Below are 20727 nucleotides of genomic sequence, written 5' to 3'. Positions count from 1 at the left end.
CCGGGACGGACGAGCCCCGGGTGCGCCTGCCCGGACAGCACACCTAGCGCCCCCTCTCCGCCCCGGCCCCCGGCCTCGCCGCCGAAGCCGGCCCCCACTTCACCCCGGTCAGCTCCTCCGACAGCGTCCACAGCCTCCGCGCCGCCTCGGGATCGCTCGCCGCCGCGCTGCGGCCGACCAGCGTGGGGGCTCCGCGCATCTCGCCCAGGCCGTCGGGGCCGACGTACGCCGCGCCCGGCAGATCCTGGGCGGCCGCGTACAGCGTCGGAAGTGCGCCGGACTTGTCGTCCTGCGCAAGGACCCTGTTGCCGACCGCCATGAACGCCCGCGCCAACGGGTTCGCATGGTGGCTCTGCAGGTTGGTCGCCGCGTAGCCGGGGTGGGCCGCCAGGGCGCGCACGGGTGAGCCGGCCTCGGTCAGGCGGCGCTGGAGTTCCAGGGTGAACAGGAGGTTGGCCAGCTTGGACTGGGCGTAGGCGCGGGTCGGGGAGTAGCGGCCCCGCAGGTTCACGTCCTCGAAGTGGATCACGCCGTCGCCGCCACGGTGGAGGCCCGAGGAGACCGTCACCACCCGGTCCGTGACGTACGGCAGCAGCAGGTTCGTCAGCGCGAAGTGCCCGAGGTGGTTCGTGCCGAACTGCATCTCGAAGCCGTCCTTGGTGCGCTGCTCCGGCAGCATCATCACGCCCGCGTTGTTGATCAGCAGGTCCAGCGGGCGGTCCCAGGAGGCGGCGAAGTCGCGCACGGAGTCGAGGTCCGCCAGGTCCAGGCGGCGCACCTCCGTGCTGCCGCTCACCGTCGCCGCCGCGGCGCCGCCCCGCGCGGGGTCTCGTACGGCGAACACCACATGCGCACCGGCGCGGGCCAGCGCCTCGGCGGTCGCGAGGCCGAGGCCGCTGTTGGCACCGGTGATCACGGCCGTACGGCCGGTCAGGTCGGGGAGGTGGGTCGCGTTCCACTTGCGCGCACGGCGCGCTTCGGTCGTATCAGCCATGAGCCCCAATGTAGGCATCGCCAACAATGCTGTCAATGACAACAATGATGGCAACGACAACTATATTGACGTCGTCTACATCGGGATACGATGGTGCGCATGTCGCGCATGTCCCCGTCGCCCACGAGCCGCCCCTACCACCACGGAGATCTGCGCGCCGCCCTGCTCAAGAGCGCCGAGCGCACCCTGAGGGAGAAGGGGGTCGGCGCCCTCTCGCTGCGCGAGCTGGCCCGTGACATCGGCGTGAGCCACGCCGCCCCGGGCCGGCACTTCAAGGACAAGCAGGCTCTGCTGGACGCCCTCGCACTGGACGGGTACGAGCGCCTGAACCGGGCCCTGGGCTCCGCCGCCCAGCGCCCCGACCTCACCTTCGAGGAGCGGCTGACCGCACTCGCCCGGGCCTACCTCGGCTTCGCCGTCGAGAACCCGGAACTCCTGGAGCTGATGTTCGCGCGCAAGCACGACCCCGACAGCTCGGCACAGCTCGCGACGGCCGTCGACCAGTCCCTCGGCGGCCTCACCCGGATGTTCGCCGAGGCACAGGAGCGCGGCGAGATCGTCCAGGGCGATCCCGAGCGGATCACGATGGTCGCCGCAGCGAACCTGCACGGCCTCGCCGCACTCATCGCCGCTTGCGCCCTGGAGGCGGAGGAGGCCCTGGCCGGCCTGGACGCACACGTCCACCTGCTGCTGCACGGCCTCAGGCCCAGGTAGCCACCGCTCGGCACCTGTGCCCCTGGTCAAGCACAGCCCAGCACAGAGCCAGCACAGCGCCATTGATCAGTAACCCCCAACCCCCTTGGGTAAGGCGGGAGTCAGGATTCCGACGACCGCCTTGTTTGTCGCGTACTCAACAAGCGAGGGTCGTCCAGGGCCGCCCCCGCCGGCCACCACACCGGCGGTCCCCCACCCGCAGGCCTCTGTCACCCACTCACAGGAGGCTGTACGTTGCGTACGCCCACCCCCACCACCCCCCACATACGCGGCAGATGGCGCCGCATCGGCTCCGCCACCGCGGCCACCGCCGCGCTGCTCCTCGCCGGACTCGGCACCGCCGCCCACGCGGACGCGGCCACCCCCACACCCCACAAGGTCAGCGCCCAGGCCATCGCCGCCCAGGTCGCCAAGGCCCATGTGCACTACACCAACGCGTGTGCCGCGACCCCGAAGAAGGGCTACGCGTCCTGCCACGCGCTGCGCGTGACCAGCGGCACCACCGCCTTCCAGGAGGAGCAGGCCGCCAGGAAGGGCGTCGCACCCAGGACCATCTCCCCGAGGGCGGCGTCCGACTCCCCGACCGGCTACGGCCCGAGCGACCTCCAGGACGCCTACGGCCTGACCTCCGCCGCCTCCGCCAACGCCTCCGGCGAGACCATCGCGATCGTCGACGCGTACGACGACCCGAACGCCGCGGCGGACCTGGCCACCTACCGCGACCACTACGGCCTCCCGGACTGCACGACCTCCAACGGCTGCTTCAAGAAGGTCAGCCAGACCGGCTCCACGACCTCCCTCCCCACCGCCGACAGCGGCTGGGCCGGCGAGATCTCGCTCGACGTGGACATGGCCTCCGCCGTCTGCCCGAACTGCAGCATCCTGCTCGTCGAGGCCAAGTCGTCGAGCATGGCCAACCTGGGCACCGCCGTGAACGAGGCCGTCAAGCTCGGCGCCAAGTTCGTGTCGAACAGCTACGGCGGCTCGGAGTCCTCCTCCGACACCTCCTACGACTCCTCGTACTTCAACCACCCGGGCGTCGCCATCACCGTCAGCGCGGGCGACAGCGGCTACGGCGCCGAGTACCCGGCCGCCTCGAAGTACGTCACCGCCGTCGGCGGCACCGCGCTCTCCAAGGCCACCTCCACCACCCGCGGCTGGACCGAGACGGTCTGGAAGACCTCCAGCACCGAGGGCACGGGCTCCGGCTGCTCCTCCTACGACGCCAAGCCGACCTGGCAGACCGACACCGGCTGCACCAAGCGCATGATCGCCGACGTCTCGGCCGTCGCCGACCCGGCCACCGGTGTCTCCGTCTACGACACCTACGGCTCCGACGGCACCGGCTGGAACACCTACGGCGGCACCAGCGCCTCGGCCCCGATCATCGCGGCCGTCTACGCCCTGGCCGGCACCCCCGGCAGCAGCGACTCCCCCGCCTCCTACCCGTACGCCGCGGCCGGCACCTCCGCCCTCAACGACGTGACCAGCGGCACCAACGGCACCTGCTCCACGAGCTACTTCTGCACCGCCAAGTCCGGCTACGACGGCCCGACCGGCTGGGGCACCCCTCAGGGCACGGACGCCTTCACCGGCTGACGCGCATGGGAACCACCCCGTCGGGTCACGGGGAGCCGCCATCTGAGGGGGACGTGGGGTTCCCTCGGCGGCAGGAGAGGGAAGACGGGTCACGGCATCCGGCCGCGGCCCGTTTTCCCGTTCCGGCTCTCGCATCCGGACCCCCGCCGTTCTGCCATGACGCCGCACAGGGCAGAATGCCGCCCGTTCCGCGACGTTTCCGGGGGAGACCACATGAAGCGCACTCTCGCAGTCCTTGCCACCGTCGTCGTACTCACCGCGCCACTGGCCGGTTGCAGCAGTAACTCGAAGACCGTCACCGGCACTGTCGTCAGCAAGGACACGGACTACGAGTGCAAGACGAAGAAGAAGGGCACGAAGAAGACCCGCAGCTGCCACACCGAGTACGAGTTGCAGGTCCGCACGAAGAGCGGGGACGAGGAAGAGGTCGACGTCAGCAGCAGCGCCTACGGCAACTGCGTCGAGGGTTCGAACTACCCCAAGTGCACCACGCGCTAGCGGTTCCGGATCAGGCCCGCTTCGGTCCCGTGATGCCCTCCCCGATGACGAAGCCCTTGGCAGGGCCTTCGGGAATGATGGCGTCGGTGCCGTAAGGAACGCGGTGCTCATCCTCGTAGCGAGCACGCTCGGGCACTGGTGCGGTCAGGATGCTCACCGTGCCACGGTTGTCGTAGTCGTCGATGATCACGTAGACGGGGATGCCGGCTCGGGCGTACTCGCGGCGCTTGCGAACACGGTCACGGTCCTGGTTGCGCTTGCCGGGAGAGACGACCTCGACGATGAGGTGCACGGAGTCGGCCTTGACCCCCATGTCGTCCTCGTCGCTGCAGGACTCCGTGTCCTCCGGGGCGACGAAGACGTCCGGGATCCACGCCTTGAGGTTGTGAATCACGTTCCCACCCTGGTAGCAGGTGTACTCGCCTCCGTCCAGGAATTTGTCCAGGGCCTTTCGCACTCGGTTGGCGATCTGCATGTGCGAGCGGCGAGCGGTGGGCGACACCTCGATGGCTCCCTCGATGATCTCAGCGCGGTAGCCCTCGGGGAGTTCCATGGCCTTCCATGCCTGCCACAGGACCTCGTCCAGGTCGGGTTCGTTCGGGAATTCGGTCTGAGCCTCGGACATGGCCTGGGGCCTCTCATGTGCGAGAGCGGTCAAGGGGGCGCCTCCTCCTCAAGTGTGGGCCGGGCGTGCACAAGGCACAAGCAAAGCGATCACGGTACGTACGGCGATACGGCGGACCAGGGACAATGCCTACGGCTCACCCGATCGGGCGAGGGGAAGACGTCACCGACGCGCGCCGCCCCGCCGGAGGCAGCGCTACTGTCTGAGCAACTGCCCCACGTACGACTCCTCGTACTTCAACCACCCGGGCGTCGCCATCACCGTCAGCGCGGGCGACAGCGGCTACGGCGCCGAGTACCCGGCCACCTCCAAGTACGTGACGGCGGTGGGCGGCACGGCCCTCTCCAAGGCGACCTCCACCACCCGCGGCTGGACCGAGACGGTCTGGAAGACCTCCAGCACCGAGGGCACGGGCTCCGGCTGCTCCTCCTACGACGCCAAGCCGACCTGGCAGACCGACACGGGCTGCACCAAGCGCACCGTCTCGGACGTGGCCGCCGTGGCCGACCCCGCCATGGGCGTCTCGGTCTACGACTCCTACGGTGTCACCGCCGGCTGGTACACCTTCGGCGGCACCAGCGCCAGCTCGCCCATCATCGCCGGCGTCTACGCCCTCGCCGGCACCCCGAGCAGCAGCTCCTACCCGGCCAAGATGGGACGAGCCTCGGCAGCAGCCGGGGCCCGTCCACGGCCGACCGAAGCTTGGCGGACGGGGGCTACTCGTCCGCGAAGATCTCGTCGACGGAGGCGGCGGTGACAGCGCGCCGATGCCAGCGGCGCAGGATCTCGGGGTCGCCGCAGCCGGTGATGCGCTCACGGGCCTCTTCCGAGACGTCGATGCCACGCACGTCCAGGACGTCCAGGACGTCCTCTGCCGCGCGCTGAGCCCGACCCTCGTCGCGGATCTCTTCGGAAAGGGACGACTTGTAGAAAGAGAGGTCCACGGCCACCAGTTTCCTCCACAGTTGTGCGGCCGGGTGCTTGCCCAGGCCTTGTGCGACGAGTTCGATGATCGGGCCGGCGATGCTCTGCGGTGTCTCCCGCAGAACGGTCGTCATTGATTTGAGTATGGCCCCGGCGTCCGGATGTGTGGCGTGTGTGATCAGAGCCAGCGTGGCGAGGGCGAGGTCCTTGCGCACTTCGGCCGGTCGGTGATCACCGGCATGTTGTGCGGTCCCGCGACCAGCGGGCGCAGGGTGAGCAGGGGCCACTGGCGAGGGCCGAAGCAGACCGGTCGCGCGGCCCATTCCGCGGTGGCGCGGTCCTGGCAGACGACCAGCAGCATCGGCTGCAGCCGGTACTTCGTGAGTAAGAACGAGGCGTAGTACGCCCAGCTCGCGGGTTTGTCCGGGTCTTTCTTTCCCTGGGCCTCGATCGCGAGGAGCAGCGGCTCGTCGTCCTCCGTCAACCTGGGCACAGGGCGGGCGAAGCGCCGCCATGATCACGGCCGCGCTCACCGCACGCGCCGGGTGCCTTCCTGGCAGTCGGCCCACAGCAGCTTCCCGCCCTTCGACGCGCCCAGCTCCCGCAGCACCGAGACGCCCCAGGAGTCGGCGCAGGCCCGTACGAGGTGCAGGCCGCGTCCCGTTTCGCTGTCGGTCGGGGGTACGGCGACGGGGGGGCGTCGGCGGCGAAGCCGGTCGGGACCCGGGGGTCGTTGTCCCAGACGGCGATGCGCAGCCAGCCCCGTTCGCTCCCGAGGAGGCGGAGGGCGTAGGGGCCGGTGGTGTGCAGGTGCGCGTTGGTGAGGAGTTCGGCGGCCAGGAGTTCGGCCGTGGGCGCCACCTCGGTGAGGTCGCGCGCCGCCAGTACGGCACGGAGGGTAGCGCGGGCGATCCCCGGTGAGCGTGGATCGTGCGGGAGTCGGAGGGTGTAGGTCCAGGGCGGGGATACGGTGGGCATCGGAAGTCTCCGATCAGCATGGAGAGTTGGGAACTTGCGTTCGGTTGCCCAGTGACCGTCGCCGCTCCGTCGAGCGGGGCACTTCTGGGCGGGGGCCCAGTTGTAAGGTAGTGGCATGCAGTGAATGCATTCACGATTTCCCAGAAATCGCGTTCATTGCCACCCATGTGAGTGACAGCGAGGAGACGACAAGCCCGTGAGATACCCGACGGGTCGCCAACTACGGTTCGGAGCTGAGCTGCGCAAACTGCGCGAACGTGCGGGTCTGAACGCCACCGAGGCCGGTCAACTCCTGGGCATCAAGCAGGCACAGGTCAGCAACATGGAGGCCGGTCGCGTAGGCGTGAGCGCCGAACGGGTACGTCAGATCGCCAGTCACTACGACTGCTCCGACAACTCCCTCATCCAGGCCCTCTGCGACATGACCTCCCACCGCACCCGCGGCTGGTGGGAGCAGTACCGCGAGTTCCTGCCGAGCACCCTCCTCGACCTGGCCGAACTGGAGTACCACGCCGAGTCGTTGCGCGGCGCCACCACCGCCCGCGTCCCTGGCCTGCTCCAGACACGTGAGTACGCCCTCGAAATCTTCCGCCAGGCAGTCACTGAACTCTCACCGCCCGACATCGAGCACCGGCTGTCGTTCCGTATCAAACGGCAGGCGGTCCTCTTCCGCGAGGACAACCCCACTCCGTACGAGGCGATCATCCACGAGGCGGCCCTACGCATGAGGGTCGGCGGCACGACCGTTGCCCGACAACAGCTACAGCATCTGCTCGACATGAGCGAGCGCAATCACATCAACCTTCGCGCCATTACCTTCGATGTCGGCGCCTACCCGGGGTCGGGGCAGTCGATCTACTACGCACACGGCTCGGTACCACAACTGGACACGGTCCACCTTGACCAATCTCACGGGCTCGTGTTCCTCGATGCGGAGGCACAGTTGCACAAGTACCAAACGCTCTTCAAACGAATGGAGGCCGTTGCCCTCGACCCGGACAAGACACGGGACCTCATCCACAACGTGATGCGCGAGCTGTGAAGGAGCGCCCATGAACCGGCCCTGGCAGAAATCGTCCTACTGCTCCGAAGGCGACTCATGCGTCCATGTAGCCGCCACCCCCCAAACAATCCACCTCACCGAGTCCTCCGACCCCACCCGGACGATCCTCACCACCACCCCCGCCGCCTTCGGCGCCCTCATAGCCGTACTCAAGAGAGAACCGCACCGCACGACCCCGATAGAGGCGACCCCGATAGAAGTCGCCTTCGGCGAAGAGGACGCCGTCCACCTCCGCGACACCAGCACCCCGAACACCACCGTCACCACCGACCGCCGCAAGTGGAACGCCTTCGTCCTGGGCATCCAGGCGGGCGAGTTCGACCACTTCGTATAGGGCCTGGTAAGAGCGGAAGGCTCCGAGCCTGCCAGCGATCCCAGGCGCCGCGCGCCTATGCTGCACTGAGCATCTCAAGATCATCCGCAAGAACTCACGGGGACATGAACAAGTACACAGTGACGGCCATCGGCCTCGTCCTTACGCTCAGGCTGGTCGCGGGCTGCGGTTCCTCCGACGACGACTCCGCCTCCAGACCGAAGGGCGGCAGCTCGGCCGGCCCGGACGCCGCGAAGCCCACAGGACCCGCGTACAGCGGACCCGCGATACCCGGCCTTGCCGCCAAGCCCGCATGGAGCCTGCCGCCCGCCCACGCCATCGACCTCGGTGACACCCTCCTGTTCGTCAAGGATGCCCAGGGCAAGTACGACACCGGTGAGGGATACGCGCAGGAGCCGGCCGACGGCTCGGTCGGCACCCTCCACTCCACCAACGACCCGGAACCGGCCACCTTGGAGTTCCGGGATGTGAAGACCGGCCAGGTGCGCAAGACCCTCAAGGTGAAGACCGATCGCGTGGCCGCCACGACCTGGCACGACGGCGTCCGGGCGGTCGCAGTGTTCGCCGAGGCCACGACGGAGTCGGACGGTCTGAGCGAGGAGAAGACCACCACCAAGGTCACCGTCTACGGCAGTGACGGCACCGAACTGGGCAAGGCCACGATCGAGGGCGACAAGTTCGACGTCCACGAGGGGTACATCATCGAGCAGGACGGTGACGCGAGCCTGAAGCTCACGCCCATCGACGGCGGCGCCGCCCGCAAGGTCACCTGCACCGGACGGCTGGCGAGGTGCTCCTTCGACTCGCGCACCAACGAGATCGACGGCGGGCAGGACCACGCGCCCTTGATCACCGGCAAGTACGCCTTCTACGTGGAGAACGCGTCCACCTACGAGGACGATCCCGAGCAGCTCGTCATGACGGACCTCGCCACCGGCAAGAAGGCCTGGAGCACCGCCGACGTCACCCCACCGGCGGGCGTGGAGCTGGACAAGGACGGGAAGCGCACCAGCAACGCCCTCCGGGTCCTCGACGTGCGCGACGGCCGTGTCCTCACCGCCTGGGGGGCGGGCGCCTTCTCTCCCGACACCTGGGTGACGGCGACGTACGACATCGCGAGCGGCAAACAGATCGGCGGCTCCTCGAAGTACTCGTACGAGGACAGCCCTGCCGACACCATCGACACCGAGGGCTCTTCCGTCTTCACGCCCGACCACACCCTGGCCGCCGCTCACACGAAGCAGGGCACCGCCGTGTGGCAGCCCGCCGACGGCAAGGAGGTCTGGGCGCAGAAGGAGGGCGAGAAGGCGATGCAGCCGCTGCGCTTCTCCCCGAACGGCACTCTCTACGGCACCACGAAGGACGACTTCAGCCCGAGCGTGTTCCTCGCAGTCGACGGACGTACCAAGAAGGTGCTCGCCAAGAGCCTGCCTGAGGAGAACATCCCGCTCTTCTCGCAACCGTCGGGGTACGGCTACATCAGCACGCAAAAGGGCTTCTTCGTGTTCCCGGCCCAGGGCTGAAGCGTGTCGCACAAGGCCAGGGGGCCGCGCGGCCGGACGCCGTGAGCGGTACCTTCTGTAGGGCTTGCCATAGGCGCGGCCAGGCCTCATTCACCCGTAAGAGGGGGATGACGGCCGGCCGCGCCCAATCGTTGCCTGCCCGACCACCCGCCAGAAACCCTGCCGGGTCGTAAAGGGGGTCAACGACGGAACCACACGACAGGTTCCGCTCAGGCCTCGTTGCCCGGCGTGACCTGCCGTGATACACAGAGTGACCATACGAGATATGCGTACGAAACCCGCCAGTCAATGACGTCAAGTCGACATACGACGGCGAGGTTGTCGGCGAGAATGAGACCTGACCTCTGCACACGGCAGGGGCCTTGCGGAACTACCCACCAGGGGCGGTGACTTACATGCTCTTTGCGGCCGACAAGGGAGACATCAACACCATCATCGGCGGGATCGCTCCGGACTGGGGCCCCTTCGGCAGCCTGGGCAACGAGGCCAAGGTGATGATCGAGGTGGTGATGGCCGTGGCCATCCTGCTCTGCCTCGGCATCGCGGTCTGGGGTGCGGCCAAACAGCGGATCGGCGCGACGGCCCTCCGGGACACCTTCAGCGCGGAACAGGGCAAGGGCCTGATCATCGCCGGTCTCACCGGGGTCTTCATCATCGGCTCCCTCGGCACACTGTTCACGATCGTGTACGGCATGGCGGTCTGACGCCCCTTCTGCTCCCGGGTGCGCCCGGTCGTCCCCCTCCACCCCACCCACCCGTCGTGCCCACCGGCAGAGGTTGCGTTTCCCTGATGTCGAGTCACCACACCGCGCCCGCGCGGGAACCAGCACGGCTACCGTCGTATGTCTACGAGGTGGAGGGGCGGTTCGCGGCATGAGTCCCACAGACGAGCAGGGCTACACCGAAGCAGGCCGGACCCGGACCCGCCTGCCCGGCGGCGACCCCTACGGCGGCGCACCCCGCAGAACGGGCCGCTCCTCCTCCCGCAGCCTCATCACGGTCGTCGGCGTGGTCGTCCTCCTGATCGCCGCGATCGCCTTCGCGAACAGAGGAGACGGTTCCTCAGCGGAGGGCTCCGCCGGCAAGGGGAAGCAGCCGAAGAGTTCCTCCACGGCGGCAACCGGCACGAAGCCGGTGGAGACGAAGACCGGGGTGATCCCATCGGGCTTCGCACACAGCGAGCAGGGGGCGCAGAGCGCGGCGGCGAACTATGCGGTGACCCTGGGCTCGGCCGACATGTTCAACAAGGCCAAGCGCGACTTCATCCTCCAGGCGCTCATGGTTCCGTCCGAGGTGACCAATTCGGAGGCCGCGATGGACAAGGCGTACACGCCGGCCTTCAGCCAGAGCCTCGGCCTGAAGACGGACGGGTCGGCTCCACAGGGCTACACCTTCGTCTCACGTACGAGCCCGATCGGAACCAAGGCCACCGAGTCCAGCGGTGACGCCGCCACGGTCGAGGTCTGGTGCAGCGGGCTCCTCGGTCTCGCGGGCGACAAGTCCACCAACCCGGTCACCAACAGCTGGTTCACCATCACCATGAAACTCGCGTGGACCGCCGGCGACTGGAAGATCATCACGCACTCCCAGAAGGAAGGCCCGGCGCCCGTTCCCGGCGACGACAGGGCCTCCAGCTCGGACGAGATGTCGAAGGCCGTCGAGGAGTACGGAGGGTTCACCTATGCCCGCTAACCAGCGCGTGCTCACCCTGGCCGGCGCGATCACGGCCGTACAGACAGCAGCGGTCCTCCTGGCCACGCGCGCCTTCGCCGCACCCACCCCTTCGCCTTCACCGACGAAGAGCAACGACCCCTGCGACCTGATCCACGGCGCCGCCAAACAGTTCTGCCAAAAGGACAACAGCTCAAAGGGCGGCTCCACCAGCCTCACCCCCGACAGCCCCCTCGGCAGCACCCTCGACCCCCTCTCCTCCCTAGCCAAGGGCTGTGCCGACGCCGCCTCCTGGACCATCGACAAGCTCAGTCACGCCGTGAAGGAGACCGCCAACGTCGACTTCACGAACACCAGGTTCCTGCAGCAGTACGCCGTCGTGTTCGCCGCGTCCACGATCCTGACGCTCCTGCTGTGGCTGCTGGCCGTAGCCAAGCGAGCGGTACGAGGCGTCCCCCTCACCACTGCGATCGGCGAAGCCATCGGCTTCCTCTGGCTCACCGTGCTCGCCTCCGCCTTCACCCCGCTGATCCTCTACACGGTCGTATCAGCCACCGACGGCGTCACGGACGTCCTCGCGAAGGCCACCGGCGACCAGACCGACACGTTCTTCGGCACCTTCTCCGGCGCCCTCAAGAAGGGCAACGACATCGGCGGCGGCCCGATCATGCTGATCGTCGTCTCCCTGGTCAGCATCCTCGCCGCCGGCGTCCTCTGGCTGGAGCTGGTCATCCGCGCCGCCCTCCTCTACGTGGGCGCCCTCCTCGGCACCGTCGTCTACGCGGGCCTGGTGGACAAGAACCTGTGGGGACATGTCCGGCGCTGGGCGGGGATCATGATCGCCGTGATCCTCGTCAAGCCGGTGATCGTCATCGTGCTCGGCCTCGCCGGCGCCCTCTCCGGCGACAGCGGCCCCGACTCCTTCTCCGCCGTCGTCTCCGGCCTCGCCATCATCCTGCTCGCCATCTTCGCCAGCGCGATGATCTACCGCTTCGTCCCCGGCTTCGGCGACGAGATCGCAAGCGGCCGCAACAACCGCATCATGCAGGGCGCCGAGGGCAAGGCCGCAGCCGTCATCAGCTCCCCGGCCACCCTCGTCGCCCAGGGCATCAAGACCCACAGCTCCCGCGCCGACAACAACGGAGGCGGCGGCTCCAGCGCACCCCGCCCCGCCAACCCCGCCTCCGGCGGCGTCGCCGCCCACAGCAGCCGTACCCCCCAGGGCGGCGGCGGAGCAGTCCCCTCCGCCGCACCCGCGCCCCGCGCACCCAGCCCGGTCAACACCCCGCACGCCGGCAACACCCGCAACATCAGCAGCAATCGCACGGGAGGTGAAGGGCGTTGACGACCGAGTCCCACCTGTCCCATCCGGTCACGCCCCGCCGTACGTATCTGATCGGCCGCGCCCGGCCGAACGCGATCGTCGGCCGGAACCGCGAGACCGGCGAGATCGCACTGATCATCGCCGGCGCGTTCCTCGGCATGATGTGCGGCCTCCTCGTCCCGACCCTGTCCCTGCGGATCGCGCTGCTGACGGGCTTCCCGCTGCTCGCGCTCGCCGCGGTCTACGTCCCGTACAAGCGCCGCACGTTCTACAAGTGGTTCGAGATCAACCGCTCGTACAAGCGGACCGTCAAGCGCGGAGCCGCGTACCGGTCCGGGGCCATGGAGGCCGGGACCGGGCTCGACGGACGCGAGGTCGAGGTCGGTCCGCCGCCCGGGATCGGGCGGATCAACTGGCTCGCCGCCCCCTTCGGCCCCGACGAGATCGCCGTACTCCTGCACGCCGACCGCAGGACCGTCACCGCCGCCATCGAGATCGAGGGCCCCGGCGTCGGCCTGCGCGACTCCGAGGACCAGGAGGCCCTCGTCGACCGCTTCGGCACGCTGCTCAAGCACGTGGCCAACGGCGACGGCTTCGTCACCCGCCTGCAGATGCTCGCCCGCACCCTGCCCGCCGACCCCGACGCCCACGCCAAGGACGTCGCCGTACGAGGAGACGAGCGGGCTCCCGACTGGCTGGCCCGCTCCTACGACCAGCTCCAGTCCATGGTCTCCACCAGCAGCGAGCAGCACCGCGCCTACCTCGTCGCCTGCATGCACTACACCCGCGAACTGTCCGCCGAGGCCCAGGCCATGGCGCGCGCCGCACGCTCCCAGGCCGGCCGCAAGCTGGACCGGGACGCGGGCCTGGCCGTCGTCATGGCCCGTGAGCTGACCGACATCTGCTCGCGCCTCCAGGAGGCCGACATCCGCGTCCGCCAGCCCCTCGGACAGGGCAGGCTCGCCTCCCTCATCCACTCCATGTACGACCCCGACCACCCCATCGACCACATCCAGGCGATGACCAAGCGCAACGCCTGGCCGGCCGAACTGGACGCCACGGAGCCCACCCACCTCCAGGCCAAGACCCGCGAGTCCGCCACCCGCGCCCCCTGGTGCCACGCCACCGCCTGGGTGAAGGAGTGGCCGATGACCCCCGTCGGCGTCAACTTCCTCGCGCCCCTGCTCGTCCACACCCCGGACGTCATCCGAACGGTCGCCGTGACGATGGATCTCGAACCCACCGAGGTGGCCATCGAACGCATGCTGACCGAGAAGACCAACGACGAGGCCGAGGCCTCCCGCGCCGCCAAGATGAACCGCACCGTCGACCCGCGCGACGTCGCCGCCCACAACCGCCTCGACCAGCGCGGTGAGGACCTGGCCAGCGGCGCGGCCGGCGTCAACCTGGTCGGCTACATCACCGTCTCCTCCCGCTCCCCGGAGGCCCTCAACCGCGACAAGCGGACCATAAGGGCCTCGGCCGGAAAGTCGTACCTGAAGCTGGAGTGGTGCGACCGCGAGCACCACCGCGCCTTCGTGAACACCCTTCCCTTCGCCACCGGCATTCGACGGTAGGGGCTGATGCGCTGATGCGGGACCCGCTGTCCGTCCTCACCGACGCCTTCACGTCCTTCCTCTTCGGCAAGGTCGAGACCACCCGGCTGCCGGTGCGCACCTCCACGGGCCAGGCCCAGGCGGTCTACCTGCCCACCGCCGCGCCCGGCCTCGGCGACTCCGGCGTCATCATCGGCCGCGAGGTCTACTCCGGGAAGGGCTACATCTACGACCCCTTCCAGCTGTACGGCCAGCAGCTCCCGGCCCCCCACTGGCTGGTCCTCGGCGAGTCCGGCAACGGCAAGTCGGCCCTGGAGAAGACGTACGTCCTGCGGCAACTGCGCTTCAGGGACCGCCAGGTCGTCGTCCTGGACGCACAGGGCGAGGACGGGGCCGGCGAGTGGAACCTCATCGCGCAGGAGCTGGGGATAACGCCTATCCGGCTGGACCCGACAGCGGCCCTGGACCAGGGCATCCGTCTCAACCCCCTGGACCCGGCGATCACGACCACGGGCCAGCTCGCGCTGCTCCGGACCATCATCGAGGTCGCGATGGGCCACGGCCTGGACGAACGCTCCGGCTTCGCCCTCAAGGTCGCCCACTCCACCGTCAACGAGTCCATCCTCGACCGCCAGCCGGTCCTCACCGACATCGTGGAGCAGCTACGGCACCCCGAGCCGGAGTCGGCGGAGGCGATGAACGTCGCCATAGACGACGTACGGGCATGGGGCCTGGACGTGGCACTGGTCCTGGACCGCCTGGTCGACGGTGACCTGCGCGGCATGTTCGACGGCCCGACGACGGTGGGCATCGACCTGGACGCCCCACTGATCGTCTTCGACCTCTCCCACATCGACCGCAACTCCATCGCCATGCCCATCCTGATGGCGATCGTCGGCGTGTGGCTGGAGCACACCTGGATCCGCCCCGACCGCAAGAAGCGCATCTTCCTCGTCGAAGAGGCCTGGCACATCATCAACAGCCCCTTCGTGGCCCAGCTGTTCCAGCGCCTGCTGAAGTTCGGCCGACGGCTCGGCCTGTCCTTCGTGGCGGTCGTCCACCACCTGTCCGACGTGGTGGACGGCGCGGCCGCGAAGGAGGCGGCGGCGATCCTGAAGATGGCGTCGACCAGGACGATCTACGCCCAGAAGGCGGACGAGGCGAGGGCGACGGGCCGGGTCCTGGGCCTGCCGCGCTGGGCGGTGGAGATCATCCCCACCCTCACCCCCGGCATCGCCGTCTGGGACGTCAACGGCAACGTCCAGGTCGTCAAACACCTGGTCACCGAGACGGAACGCCCGCTGGTCTTCACCGACCGCGCGATGACCGAATCCTCCAGCGACCTCGACGACGCCCTGCGCGCGGCCGAGCTGGAGGCCGAGCAGCGGGCCGCGGCCTTCGTGGAGCAGCACCTGGGCGACTCCGAATCGACGGTGGCGTAGAGGGATCGGGGGAGAGCGTGAGACCGGACGACCGCCGCGACACCCGCCGGGAAGGCCAGGGCGGCATCCCCGACGCCCTGCTGATCGGCATACTCGCCTTCCTCCTCGGCATGACCGTCCTGGTGTGGACGGCCACCGGCCTGGCGGGCCTCTTCTCCAAGGGCGCCTGGCCCGACGGCGTCACCTTCACCCGCAGCCCCCTGGCCATGCGCCACCTCATCGGAGGGCCGCACGACATCACCGGCGCCTGGCCGGACACCCCCGCGCCCCAACTCTCCGGCTGGGGCCTGTTCTGGGGCCTGTTCATCGGCCAGCTGATGATCCTCCTCGTCCTCACCCTGTTCGTGATGGGCACGGTGGCGAGGTGGCGAGCGGGGAGGGCGAAGCGGGCGGGCGAGAGGACAGCGTCACCGGTACCGACACCGGTACCGGCTCAGGCCCCGGCTCCGGCTCCGGCTCCGGCTCCGGCTCCGGCTCCGGCTCCGGCACTGCACTACGAGGTACCGGCCCCCCGCACCGAACCGGAGCCTGCAGCCCCCTTGGGCGCCTTCCCAACTGACAGCAAACAGGCGAGCGGGTGGGAAAAGCTCCTCATCGCACCCAGGGAAAGCCGCCACGCAACCGCAACCCAGGCCATCCAGGACGCGCCCGGCCCCACCCTGGTGGTCACCTCGAACCCCGCCCTCTGGCAGGACACAAAGGACGCCAGAGCCAAACTGGGCCCCACCCTGCTCTACGACCCCACCCACCTCTGCGACACCCCCGCCCGCCTCCACTGGTCTCCGACCACAGGCTGCGAGGACAAACAGACAGCGCTGAGCCGAGCGGCAGCGCTCCTCAGCCCCGTCCAACCCACAGCCAAGATCGACCAGGCGGTAGCCGACACGGCGACAACGCTCCTGAGGAGCTACCTCCACGCCGCCGCCCTGGAATCCCGCACCATCCGCCACGTCCACCGCTGGTCCCAGGGCACCCAGGTCCAGGACGCCGTACGAACCCTCCGTACCCACCCCAAGGCCGCCCCCGGCGCCGCAGGCGAGCTCGAAGCCGCCCTCACCGCGCACCCCGAACGCCGGGACATGGCACAGGAGTTGACCAGCCGGGCCCTGGCCGCCCTCTTCACGGTCAACGTCCGCGAGGCCTGCACCCCAAACCGAACTGATGCGCTCGCCTTGGATTCCTTTGTCCACGAAGGGGGCACGCTTTATGTGGTCGGTGAATCCATCGAGGACCCCAGGACCAACCCCGGTGCAATGCCCCTCCTGACGGCCCTCGTCTCGAGCGTGGTCGAGCGCGGCCGGCGCATGGCCGAACGGTCATCCTCCGGTCGGCTCGACCCACCACTCACCCTGGTCCTCGACGACATCGCCGCCGTCGCGCCGTTCCCCCAACTGCCGGACCTGCTGGCCACCGGAGCCGACCAGGGCCTACCCACGCTCGCCCTGCTCCGCTCCCGCGAACAGGCCAGATCCCGCTGGCCCCACCAGGAACTACCGGCCTGACCCCGCGCGGGAACTACCGCTCCAGAACGAACTCCAGCTCGTTCTCGGCCTCGTCCTTCACGAACGACACGACCACCCCGCTCGGCCCGAACCCCGCCTTGCGGTACGCCCCTTGCGCCCGCGCGTTGTCCGCGTGGACGAACAGCCGTACCCGCTCGGCCTCCTGCTCCCACGCCCAGGCCACCCCGGCGTCGAGCAGGGCCTCGATCAGCCCGTTCCCGCGGTGCTCCGGCCGGACGAACACCCCGACCACATGCCCCTGCCGCCGCTCCACCGGATACCCCGCCCAGTCCTCCGTCCCGGCCTCCTCCAGGAGCACGGTGACGGTGCCGGCCCAGCTCCCGTCCGGCGCCTCGGCGATGAACTGGTGCGCCGAGCCGGACCCCTCACCGGATCTGACGGCCCGCTCCTGATAGAAGGAGTCCGGCCTGTCGAGCGCGTCCTCGTAGGTCTCCAGGAAGGCGATGGGCGCGGCCGGGTCCCGCAGCGCCTCCAGACGCAGCTGCTTCACGGCGGCCCACTCGTCGGGTCGTATGGCGCGTACGGCGTAGTCGTCACTGGTCACGGTACTCATGGCGCCACGGTAGCCCGCGCCCGCGCCACCCATCACCCCATATACGGGCCCCTGTTGTCAGTGCCGGGTCCTACTGTGGCCGCATGACCACGCTTCCCGATCGACCGAACACCGCACTGCTCGTCATCGACGTCCAGAACGGCGTGATGGCGGGCTCCCACCACCGCGACGACGTCATCGCGAACATCAACACCCTGATCGACAAGGCGCGCGCGGCGGACGTGCCGGTCGTCTGGGTACAGCACGCCGACGAGGAGCTGAAGAAGGGCAGCGAAAGCTGGGAGTACGTCCCGGAGCTCAAGCGCCTCGACACCGAGCCCCTCGTCCACAAGAGCTACCGGGACTCCTTCGAGGACACCGACCTGGAGTCCGTCCTGGCCGGACACGGCGTGGGCCGGCTCGTGGTCGCGGGCGCCCAGACCGACTTCTGCATCCGCTCCACACTGCACTCCGCCCTCACCCGCGGCTACGACGCGATGCTGGTCGTCGACGCCCACACGACGGAGGACCTCACCGCGTACGGCGCGCCCGCCCCGGAGCAGGTGATAGCCCACACCAACCTCTACTGGAACGGTCAGCATGCACCCGGCCGCCGGGGCGGGACGGTGAACACGACGGAGGTCGACTTCACGACCGCCGGCTAGCGGTCAGTCGTCGTCCTGCTCCTCCTGATCGTTGGGGACGGCGCCGTACAGCTCGTGCCTGGGTGCGGGCATCTCGCTCCGCGCCCCGCGCACGCTCTTCCAGATCGCCTCGTTGAAGGTGCGCTCGTCGATCTGGTCTTCCTTGGTGAGGTTCTGCTTCGCCGACACCGCGGCCATCGGCGAGTTGACCGTGTTCACGGCCGACAGGTCGGTCGTCGGCTTCAGAGCCGTGTACGGGGTGGCGTCCGGCTCGGCGGTGAAGGAGTTCACCATCGGGGTGGCGTACGCGTCGAACTGCGTCATGGGCCGCAGCCCCAGCAGCAGCTCGATCGTGCGCACCATGGAGGCCGTGGAGTAGAAGGTCGAGTCGACCCGCCCGATCTGTGTGTACGGGCTGATGACCTGCGAGATCGTCCGGTGCGCGTCCACATGGTCCGGCCCGTTCTGCGCGTCGTCCTCAGTCACGAAGATCGCGGTCGACTTCCAGTACTTCGAGTGCGAGACGGTGTCCACGAGCTGGCCGAGCGCCCAGTCGTTGTCGGCGACGTAGGCCTGCGGGGTGGGCATGCCGGCCTTGGTGCCGGAGGTGTGGTCGTTGGGCAGCCGCACCATCTCGAAGGCGGGCAGGTTCCCGTCCTGCTCGTACTGGGCGAACTCCTTCTTCCACTCCTCGATCCGCGGGCTGCCGCAGGTCTTGGCCCGCGCGGTGAAGGTGCCGGCCGAGTCCGGGCAGCTCAGGTTGTACGGCCCGAAGTCGTGATCGGTCCCGGCGTTGAGCACCGGGTCCTGAGCCACGGACTTCCCGCTCGCGTCGGGACTGACGTAGAACCCGTAGTTGCGGAACGACACACCCTTGTCGTTCAGCCGCTGCCAGATGTACGCCTGCTCGGGGTCTTTGTTGGGCGCGATCGCCGGGTCACCGTTCTCGGACGGATACGGGTGGTTGCGCCCGGAGTAGTTCGCGGGCCAGCCCTCCTCGCTGTACGGGTTGGAGTTGGCGGCCACGGTCCAGTTCCAGCCCTGGGCACTGACCTCGGCGTCGGCGTAGAAGTTGTCGAGGGTGACGAACTTCCGCTGCAGAGCGCGCGCGTTGGGCGCCGAGTCGTCCCCGAACAGGTTCAGCGACGGATCCCCGTTGCCCCTGCCCAGCGACCCGAACTCCTGGTCGTAGGTCCGGTTCTCCTTGACGACGTAGATCACGTGCTTGATCGGTGTCTTCTCCTCGACCCGCCGCGGTACGACGGCTCCGACGGCCCGCGGGCTGTTGCCCTCGTCGAACCCGTTGTTGGCGACGACGGTCCGCGTCCAACGCCTGAGCTGCCTGTCCCCGCCGTCGAGCGGAATGGTCGACAGCGTGCCCTTCATCATCGATCCCGAGTACTGGTCGGGCGAGGTGGGCGCGGTGGAGGTGGGGTTCGGGTACCCGGGCCCGTTGTTCGGCCCGGCGCCCAGCCCCTTGGCGTTGGTGACGTACAGCTTCTCGTCGAGCGGCACGACGGCCGTCGGATACCAGGCGGTGGGGATGAGCCCGGCCGTCCGCCCGTTCCGCAGCTCGATGACAGCGATGTCGTTGTTCCCGGCGTTGGCGACGTACAGCCGCCCCCCGTCCTCGGACAGGGCGAGCGCATCCGGATTGCTGCCGACGGGCGCGTGCCGGTACGGCGCGAGCAAGATGGTCCGCGTGACCTTCCGGGTGGCGACATCGACGACACTCACCTGGTCGCTGTCCCCGTTGGCCACATAGAGGGTGTCCTGCCCCTCGTCGGCGATGACGGCGTTGGGATGGGTCCCGACCTCGACGGCCGTCTCGACCGCCGGCGCGGCCCCGCTGATGTCGACGACACTGACGGTGTTGCCGCCCTGGTTGGTGACGAAGGCGGTCTCCCCGTCCTCGGCGAGCTGGACACCGTACGGCGCATGCCCCACGGCCACGGTCTTCATCGACGCGTCGCCGAGGTCCACCACGGTCACGGCGTCTGCCAGTCGGTCGGCGACGACCAGCCGCTTCCCGTCGGGCGTCACCGCGATCCCTGCGGGATACATGTTCACGGCCTGGCCGTCGGGGTTCTTCGTGGGCAGCTTGATGGAGGCGGTCTCGGTGAGCCGGCCCCCGCTCACGTCATAGGTGTGGATGATCTCGCGCCCACCGCCACTGGCGTAGGCACGCTTTCCGTCCGGGCTGAAGGCGAGCCCCGTGAACACGGCCTGGGGGCTCGGGTACGAGATGGTCTGGACGACCTCCGAGTCGTCGGGGTCGACCACTTGGAGGGACTGGGTGCCCTGACCGGCGTTGCTCACCAGGAGCATGCTCTTGTCGGGGGAGAGAACGGCGTTGAGGGGGAGATTGCCCAGCTGGGCCTGGTGCCCGGCCGGCGTGACCTTGTAGCCGACGGGAGTTATGGCGGTCCCGTCGCCCTTGGGTCCCGCGGTGCCCTGCCCGCCGACGGCCGCGAGAGCGACGGCGGCCCCGGTGGCGAGCACGGCGGTACCTGCCAGCACAGTGACAACTCGACGTCGATTTCTGCGTCTGAGGACCATGGGTCACGACTCTGACACGCAGCGTCAACGAATCCATGGACCCTCGGTGACGTGAACATGACCAGAGGGTGAACGCGAAAGAGCCCCAACTCACGGGTGCCTACCCGGAGTTGGGGCTCTTTCTCAAAGTTTGTTCGGCGGCGTCCTACTCTCCCACAGGGTCCCCCCTGCAGTACCATCGGCGCTGTGAGGCTTAGCTTCCGGGTTCGGAATGTAACCGGGCG

At 68.9% G+C, this 20727-nt stretch carries 17 protein-coding genes, 1 rRNA gene and 2 pseudogenes; 14 read left to right on the top strand and 6 right to left on the bottom strand.

The window, feature by feature from the left end; genetic code table 11:
• Nucleotides 1-43 precede the first annotated feature (43 nt).
• On the bottom strand, nt 44-994 hold the full coding sequence (locus tag ACZ5DS_RS22555) for an oxidoreductase (protein ID WP_468241344.1): 951 nt from the start codon (nt 992-994) through the stop codon (nt 44-46).
• 99 nt (nt 995-1093) lie between these two features.
• On the opposite strand from ACZ5DS_RS22555, the gene ACZ5DS_RS22550 reads away from it, so the two are divergent.
• The 3 genes from ACZ5DS_RS22550 to ACZ5DS_RS22540 all read left to right on the top strand — a co-directional run bounded on the left by ACZ5DS_RS22550 (nt 1094) and on the right by ACZ5DS_RS22540 (nt 3805).
• A complete protein-coding gene (locus tag ACZ5DS_RS22550) occupies nt 1094-1708 on the top strand; it encodes a TetR/AcrR family transcriptional regulator (RefSeq protein ID WP_468241341.1) in 615 nt (204 codons plus the stop codon).
• Nucleotides 1709-1942: 234 nt separating this feature from the next.
• Nucleotides 1943-3307, top strand: a complete 1365-nt coding sequence (locus ACZ5DS_RS22545; RefSeq protein ID WP_468241339.1) for a S53 family peptidase — start codon at nt 1943-1945, stop codon at nt 3305-3307.
• Nucleotides 3308-3520: 213 nt separating this feature from the next.
• Nucleotides 3521-3805: a hypothetical protein gene (locus tag ACZ5DS_RS22540; RefSeq protein ID WP_468241337.1), complete on the top strand. Its 285-nt coding sequence runs from the start codon at nt 3521-3523 to the stop codon at nt 3803-3805.
• A gap of 10 nt (nt 3806-3815) precedes the next feature.
• On the opposite strand, the gene ACZ5DS_RS22535 is transcribed toward ACZ5DS_RS22540, so the two are convergent.
• Nucleotides 3816-4430: a Uma2 family endonuclease gene (locus ACZ5DS_RS22535; RefSeq protein WP_468241334.1), complete on the bottom strand. Its 615-nt coding sequence runs from the start codon at nt 4428-4430 to the stop codon at nt 3816-3818.
• 205 nt (nt 4431-4635) lie between these two features.
• Here ACZ5DS_RS22535 and ACZ5DS_RS22530 point away from each other — a divergent pair.
• Nucleotides 4636-5106 (top strand): annotated as a pseudogene (locus tag ACZ5DS_RS22530) (peptidase S8); the annotation flags it as partial.
• A gap of 40 nt (nt 5107-5146) precedes the next feature.
• Here the strand turns inward: ACZ5DS_RS22530 and ACZ5DS_RS22525 are convergent.
• Nucleotides 5147-5847, bottom strand: a pseudogene (locus tag ACZ5DS_RS22525) (hypothetical protein).
• A gap of 681 nt (nt 5848-6528) precedes the next feature.
• On the opposite strand from ACZ5DS_RS22525, the gene ACZ5DS_RS22520 reads away from it, so the two are divergent.
• From ACZ5DS_RS22520 to ACZ5DS_RS22480, 9 genes are all read left to right on the top strand, one after another.
• Nucleotides 6529-7374, top strand: a complete 846-nt coding sequence (locus tag ACZ5DS_RS22520) for a helix-turn-helix domain-containing protein (RefSeq protein WP_468241332.1) — start codon at nt 6529-6531, stop codon at nt 7372-7374.
• 10 nt (nt 7375-7384) lie between these two features.
• Nucleotides 7385-7729, top strand: coding sequence for a DUF397 domain-containing protein (locus ACZ5DS_RS22515; RefSeq protein ID WP_468241330.1), 345 nt, complete (start codon nt 7385-7387; stop codon nt 7727-7729).
• Between the two features lie 104 nt (nt 7730-7833).
• The gene (locus tag ACZ5DS_RS22510; RefSeq protein ID WP_468241327.1) at nt 7834-9252 is read left to right on the top strand and encodes a hypothetical protein; all 1419 of its coding nucleotides are present in this window, start codon (nt 7834-7836) and stop codon (nt 9250-9252) included.
• A gap of 395 nt (nt 9253-9647) precedes the next feature.
• Nucleotides 9648-9956 carry a hypothetical protein gene (locus ACZ5DS_RS22505; protein WP_014673544.1) on the top strand — a complete coding sequence of 103 codons (309 nt, stop codon included), beginning with the start codon at nt 9648-9650 and terminating at the stop codon, nt 9954-9956.
• Between the two features lie 169 nt (nt 9957-10125).
• The gene (locus ACZ5DS_RS22500) at nt 10126-10944 is read left to right on the top strand and encodes a DUF8175 domain-containg protein (protein ID WP_468241325.1); all 819 of its coding nucleotides are present in this window, start codon (nt 10126-10128) and stop codon (nt 10942-10944) included.
• Nucleotides 10934-12268, top strand: coding sequence for a hypothetical protein (locus tag ACZ5DS_RS22495; protein ID WP_468241323.1), 1335 nt, complete (start codon nt 10934-10936; stop codon nt 12266-12268). The genes ACZ5DS_RS22500 and ACZ5DS_RS22495 overlap by 11 nt, the downstream gene beginning before the upstream one ends.
• Nucleotides 12265-13824 (top strand): SCO6880 family protein, encoded by a 1560-nt coding sequence (locus ACZ5DS_RS22490; RefSeq protein ID WP_468241321.1) that lies wholly within the window; start codon nt 12265-12267, stop codon nt 13822-13824. The genes ACZ5DS_RS22495 and ACZ5DS_RS22490 overlap by 4 nt, the downstream gene beginning before the upstream one ends.
• A gap of 14 nt (nt 13825-13838) precedes the next feature.
• Nucleotides 13839-15245, top strand: a complete 1407-nt coding sequence (locus ACZ5DS_RS22485) for an ATP-binding protein (RefSeq protein ID WP_468241319.1) — start codon at nt 13839-13841, stop codon at nt 15243-15245.
• A gap of 17 nt (nt 15246-15262) precedes the next feature.
• On the top strand, nt 15263-16747 hold the full coding sequence (locus ACZ5DS_RS22480; protein ID WP_468241316.1) for a type IV secretory system conjugative DNA transfer family protein: 1485 nt from the start codon (nt 15263-15265) through the stop codon (nt 16745-16747).
• A gap of 13 nt (nt 16748-16760) precedes the next feature.
• On the opposite strand, the gene ACZ5DS_RS22475 is transcribed toward ACZ5DS_RS22480, so the two are convergent.
• Entirely contained in the window at nt 16761-17321 is a 561-nt protein-coding gene (locus tag ACZ5DS_RS22475; protein WP_468241314.1) for a GNAT family N-acetyltransferase, read from the bottom strand.
• An 83-nt stretch (nt 17322-17404) separates the two neighbouring features.
• On the opposite strand from ACZ5DS_RS22475, the gene ACZ5DS_RS22470 reads away from it, so the two are divergent.
• On the top strand, nt 17405-17965 hold the full coding sequence (locus ACZ5DS_RS22470; RefSeq protein ID WP_468241312.1) for a cysteine hydrolase family protein: 561 nt from the start codon (nt 17405-17407) through the stop codon (nt 17963-17965).
• 3 nt (nt 17966-17968) lie between these two features.
• On the opposite strand, the gene ACZ5DS_RS22465 is transcribed toward ACZ5DS_RS22470, so the two are convergent.
• Nucleotides 17969-20464, bottom strand: a complete 2496-nt coding sequence (locus tag ACZ5DS_RS22465) for a beta-propeller fold lactonase family protein (RefSeq protein ID WP_468241309.1) — start codon at nt 20462-20464, stop codon at nt 17969-17971.
• 171 nt (nt 20465-20635) lie between these two features.
• Nucleotides 20636-20727: ribosomal RNA gene (gene rrf, locus ACZ5DS_RS22460) — 5S ribosomal RNA — on the bottom strand; the annotation flags it as partial.

The sequence above is a fragment of the Streptomyces sp. NPDC031100 genome (assembly GCF_055570785.1).
The sequence above is the reverse complement of the archived record's forward strand: the minus strand, read 5'-3'. Positions and strand labels throughout refer to the sequence as shown.